Source organism: Chromobacterium sp. CCUG 76385 (genome assembly GCF_059916625.1).
In genome coordinates, this window is the sequence record NZ_JAUCGU010000060.1 from 1 (window position 1) to 5,280 (window position 5,280).

Annotated in this window: 6 protein-coding genes; all 6 read right to left on the bottom strand. The window is 62.9% G+C overall.

From position 1 onward, the window contains the following. Positions 1-73: 73 nt before the first annotated feature. On the bottom strand, positions 74-1,561 hold the full coding sequence (locus tag QUG01_RS19780) for a carboxypeptidase M32 (RefSeq protein WP_500831586.1): 1,488 nt from the start codon (positions 1,559-1,561) through the stop codon (positions 74-76). A 135-nt stretch (positions 1,562-1,696) separates the two neighbouring features. Continuing rightward, positions 1,697-2,347 (bottom strand): hypothetical protein, encoded by a 651-nt coding sequence (locus QUG01_RS19785; protein ID WP_500831587.1) that lies wholly within the window; start codon positions 2,345-2,347, stop codon positions 1,697-1,699. A 99-nt stretch (positions 2,348-2,446) separates the two neighbouring features. Further along, on the bottom strand, positions 2,447-3,550 hold the full coding sequence (gene ribD / locus QUG01_RS19790; protein WP_500831588.1) for a bifunctional diaminohydroxyphosphoribosylaminopyrimidine deaminase/5-amino-6-(5-phosphoribosylamino)uracil reductase RibD: 1,104 nt from the start codon (positions 3,548-3,550) through the stop codon (positions 2,447-2,449). Next, positions 3,547-4,080 carry a GNAT family N-acetyltransferase gene (locus QUG01_RS19795; protein WP_500831589.1) on the bottom strand — a complete coding sequence of 178 codons (534 nt, stop codon included), beginning with the start codon at positions 4,078-4,080 and terminating at the stop codon, positions 3,547-3,549. Before QUG01_RS19795 ends, ribD begins: the two co-directional genes overlap by 4 nt. Then, positions 4,077-4,508, bottom strand: coding sequence for a GNAT family N-acetyltransferase (locus QUG01_RS19800; protein ID WP_500831590.1), 432 nt, complete (start codon positions 4,506-4,508; stop codon positions 4,077-4,079). Before QUG01_RS19800 ends, QUG01_RS19795 begins: the two co-directional genes overlap by 4 nt. Before the next feature lie 170 nt (positions 4,509-4,678). After that, complete coding sequence (nrdR, locus tag QUG01_RS19805; RefSeq protein WP_043625973.1) at positions 4,679-5,137, bottom strand: transcriptional regulator NrdR; 459 nt, start codon at positions 5,135-5,137, stop codon at positions 4,679-4,681. Positions 5,138-5,280 lie beyond the last annotated feature (143 nt).

The following is a 5,280-nucleotide window of genomic DNA, read 5'->3' on the forward strand; positions in this document are numbered from 1 at the left end:
TGCGGCGCGCGAAACGCCTCGATTCGTCGCAAAACGCATCCCGGCGCGACCGCTCTCCAAACGTCAACAGCCCCTAGCCCAAGTAGCGCGCCTCCAGATGGGCGCGATAGTGGGCGGGATTGAGCGCTTCACCCGTCGCCCGCCGCACCAGCTCGTCCGTCGTCCACAAACTGCCTTGGCTCCAGATATTGGCCTGCAGCCAGTCGAATACCGGCGAAAGATCGCCTGCCGCCACGCGGCCATCCAGCTCCGGCTCCTGCCGGCGCAAGACGGCGAAATACTGCGCCGCGTACATCGCGCCCAGCGTGTAGCTTGGGAAGTAGCCGAAACTATCTGTCCAGTGAATATCCTGCAGACAGCCGTCGCGGTAGTTGCCGCGGGTATCGATGCCCAGATAGGCCATCATCTTCTCGTCCCACAGCGCCGGAACGTCTTCCGCCTCGATCTCGCCATTGATCAAGGCGCGCTCGATCTCGAAACGCAGGATCACATGCGCCGGGTAGCACAACTCGTCGGCGTCAACGCGGATATAACCAGGCTCGACACGGGTATAGAGCCGCGCCAGGTTGCCGGCTTCGAACGCCGGCTGATCGCCAAATCGGCGGCGGATCAGCGGCGCGATCAACTCCAGGAAGCCGCGGCTGCGGCCCAATTGCATCTCGAACGACAGGCTCTGGCTCTCGTGAATGCCCATGGAGCGGGCGCGGCCCACGGGCTGCTCCACCCATTGCCGCGGCAGCCCCTGCTCATAGCGGGCATGGCCGGTCTCATGGATGATGCCCATCAGGCTTTGCACAAAATCGTCTTCACGGTAACGCGTGGTGATGCGCACATCCTCCGGCACGCCGCCGCAGAACGGATGGCTGCTGACGTCCAGCCGGCCGGCATCGAAGTCAAAGCCCAAGAGCTGCATCACTTCCAGGCCCAGCTCGCGCTGCAAGGCCACCGGGAACGGACCCGTCGGCTGAATCACGGCCTCGCCGGCCTGTTTGGCGCGCACGGCCTCGATCAAGCCCGGCAACCAGGATTTGACGTCATCGAAGATGCGCGCGATATCGGCGCTCTTCATGCCCGGCTCGTACTTGTCCAGCAAGGCATCGTAGCGGCTGACGCCGTTGATCTGCGCCAGCAGCGCCGCCTCTTCGCGCGCCAGCCGCAACACTTCGCGGAAATTGGCCAGGAAACCCTGCCAATCATTGTCCTTGCGCTGGCTGCGCCAGGCGTGTTCGCAGCGCGCGGCCGCCAAGGACTTGGCCTCCACCAGTTCGGCCGGAAGCAGGTTGGCCTGCTGCCACTCGCGGCGCATTTCGCGTAGATTGGCGCGTTGCGCCGGGTCCAGATCTTCTTGCTCCGCGGCTTGCAGCTGTTCCTGCAGTTGCGGCGCGGTGATCAACTGGTGCATCAGCACCTGCAGCTCGGCCTGGGCGGCCGCGCGCGCCTCATTGCCCTTGGGCGGCATCATGGCGGCTTGATCCCAGCCTGCGATGGCGCCGAGATGGCCGAAACGATGCAGTCTTTGAAAAGTGTGGCTGAGGCTTTGATAGGCCTTTTGATTCAGCATGGCATCCTCCTTTGCATGGATTTCACCCCATACTCACATGACACTATTTAATGGTCAAGCGCGGAAAATCATGCCGAAAAACAATAAGAAACAAGGGAAATTGTACTCAGAAAACCGGTTTAGAATGAGTTTTACTCACACATTTTTACCAGATGCGCCCAAGCGTTGCGAGGCAAACGGAAAGGACTGCCAATGCGGGAAGTACTCGCGCACCAGTTGGCGCAGATATTCGCCGTCTTGCTGCGAATCCAGATGCAGCAGCAAGGCATCCACCGCCATGCGGTAGCTGTTCGGATGAAAAGGGTGGGGATCAAGCAGAAACAGCAAGGCCTGCAACAGCGTTTCGCGGCGGCGGATCTCATCTTCCGCCATGCCGTCTTCAAATAGCTTGACAAGATAAAGGCCCAGCGAGGGCGGATAGCGCTGGAAGCCAGTCTGCCACATCAACTGCAGCAAGCCATCCAGCGATCCCTGCATCGGCATGTCGAGGTTGCGCACAGTGAAGCCGGCGCCGGAGGTGATCTCCATCACCTTCTTCATGTCATCCAGCCAGAAGTAGAAAAACTCGCGGGCGCAGGTCACCGCCAGCAATTTTTGCTGCGAGGAGCAGGCGGCCAGAAACGCGTCCACCCCGGCATGATAACTGTCGACATCCCGCCGCTTGCCGGCCAAGCCGTCCAGCAGCTTCTGCAATAGCTCGCGCCGCGCCGCCACCACATCCGGAGTGGCCCCCAGCCGTTCAATCAAATGCAGATAGGCCGTCAATGCGTCCTTCAGTGCCGCCATCTCCGCTCCTTGCCCGCCATGCGCCCACACTCCCGCCTTGCCACTGTTTGAGCATACAACGCTTGGCGCAACAAAATGATGACTGCCAGAACCAAGCGCTTAAGCTTGCGGCCGCAAGGTCAGCCGCAAATCGCCGCCGACCTTGGCCACATCAACGATTTCCAGACGCGTCTTGTCGGCCAGATCCTCCAGCGCCGGCCAGGCGAACAGGCCGCGCGCGGCGTCGCCGGCCAGCGCCGGCGCCAGATACAGCACGATCTCGTCAACCAGCCCGGCGCGCAGCAGCGCGCCGTTGAGGCCGGCGCCGGCCTCCACCATCAGCTCATTGATGCCGCGTTCGCCCAGACGGCTCAGCAGCGCCGCCAGATCGGCCTTGCCCTCGCGCCGCGCCAGAATCAGCGCTTCGACGCCCTGCGCGCGGAATGCCGCCAACCGCGCCTCGTCATCGACGCAGGTGGCCAGCACGCTTCGCCCGCCAGGATAGATGCGGCTGCAAGGATCGGTGCGCAGATCGCCGTCCAAAACCACCCGCCATGGCTGAACCGCCACCGGCACCTCGCGCACCGTCAACTGCGGGTCGTCCGCCAGCACCGTGCCGCTGCCGGTGAGGATGGCGCAATGCGCGGCGCGCAAACGCTGGACATCCAGCCTGGCTTGCGGTCCGGTGATCCATTTGCTGCTGCCATTCAGCAGCGCGGTCTTGCCGTCCAGCGTGGCCGCGGCCTTCAGCGTCACCCAGGGCCGGCCGCGCTCCACGCGCGACAGGAAGCCGCGATGCACGCGGCGCGCCTCCGGCTCCATCAGGCCCGCCGACGCGGCAATGCCGGCGGCCTGCAACATGGCGATGCCGCGGCCTGCCACCTCATGATACGGATCGACCATCGCCGCCACGACGCGGACGATGCCCTCTGCGATCAGCCTCTCCGCGCACGGCGGGGTGCGGCCATGGTGGCTGCACGGCTCCAAGGTCACGTAAGCGGTAGCGCCGCGCGGACTATCGCCGCGCGCCAGGCAATCCTTGATCGCCTGGATTTCCGCGTGATCGGAACCCACCGCCAGCGTGGCGCCCTCGCCTATCACTTTGCCTTCGCGCACCAGCACGCAGCCGACGCCGGGATTGGGCGCGGCGCGGCGCGTCGCGCCTTCGGCCAGCCGCAGCGCGCGCTGCATATGCAGGTGATCGTCGGCGCTGTAATCCATCATGCTCGATTCTTCCACTCATCGGCCAACAAGCCGTAACAACGCATATTCCAGTAGCGGCCGTTCAGGAACTGCGCGTCGCGCAGCTCGCCTTCCAGCCGGAAACCCAGACTTTCCGCCACCTTGCAGCTGCGGACATTTTCCGGCGCGCAACCCAGCTCTATCCGGTGCAGGCCCAACTCGTCAAACGCGTGGTCGAGCAGCCGCGTCATTGCCTGGCGCATCACGCCCTTGCCCACGAAATGATCCGCCAGCCAATAGCCTGCGCGGCCATAACGATGGGCCTGGCTGATTCCATGCAGGGCGCACATGCCGGCAATCTCTTCATTCACGATGATCAAGCGATGCGCGCAACGGCCTTCCTCGTTGCCCTGAAGTTGCAGCCGCAAGAATGCTTCGGCATCGGCCACGGACTGCGGCTTGACGATGCCGGCCATCCATTGCCCCAGTGTGGCGCGATAGCGCTCGATCAGTGCGAAAACGACTGGAGCATCGCGCGCAGGGTCCGCCTCGCGGATATCGACAGTTCTCATTGCCTGCATTTCCACTCCCTGGCCAGCAGACTGTACTGGCAGGCATCATGGTGGCGACCGTTCAAATACAGGCCGTCACGCTGCACGCCTTCCAGGCTGAATCCCAGACCTTCGGCCACCGCCCGGCTGCGCGCGTTCTCCACGCCCGCCAAGATGGCGATGCGGTTCAGACCCCGTTCGCCGAATCCGATATCCAGCGCCTGCGCCACCGCGCCGCGCATCAGGCCGCGGCCGACAAAACGGTCGGCCAGCCAGTAGCCCAGGCAGCCGGAACGATGCAGCGCGCTGACGCCATGGATGTCGATGCAGCCGGCCAACTCGCCGTCCGATTCGATCAACCAGGTGGCGCAGGCCGCGCCGTTGCGTTGGCCATCGGCGATGCCGGCCAGAAACTGCCGGCTATCTTCCACGCTGCGGGTGGCATCCACCCAGGCAGCCAGGCCCGCAGCGTCTGGCGGCTCTCGTCTATCAATGCGAACAGCCGCTCGGCGTGGACAACGTCGGGCGGCAACAGGGCAAGGTGTTTCTGGGCGAGGGTAGTCATGGCATCCAAAAATGACAAAGAAATAGCCAGACTAATCAGCCCTCTCCCAAACTGTCAATGCGATGACTTTTGAATTTCCTTGATCGCATCGGTAAATTCGGAAATATCCTGGAAGCTGCGGTAAACCGAGGCGAAACGGACATAAGCCACCTTATCCAGCCGCGCCAGCTCCGCCATCACCATCTCGCCTATCTGCCGGCTGCTGACTTCGCGCTCGCCCAATTGCAGCAGCTTATGGCAGATGCGGTCTATCGCCTCGTCCACCAGCGTGGTGGACACCGGTCGCTTGTGCAGCGCGCGCAGGAAGCTGGTGCGCACTTTCTCGATGTCGAACTCGGAACGGTGGCCCGCTGTCTTCACCACCTGCGGCATGCGCACATCGGCGGTTTCGAAAGTCGTGAAGCGCTTGTCGCAGACGGGGCAGCGGCGGCGACGACGGATGCTGCTGCCATCCTCGCTGACGCGGGAATCGATCACCTGAGTGTCCGGGTTGCCACAAAACGCGCATTTCATGACAAGAATCCTGAGAGTTGCAATAAATAGATGTTATCAGCAAAGCCTCGCCAATACATCGCGGCCATAAAAAAGGCTATGTCCCAATTGTAAGTTGGTAACTACACTGAAGTAAGCCTCTCACCAGGAGCGTGATGATGGAT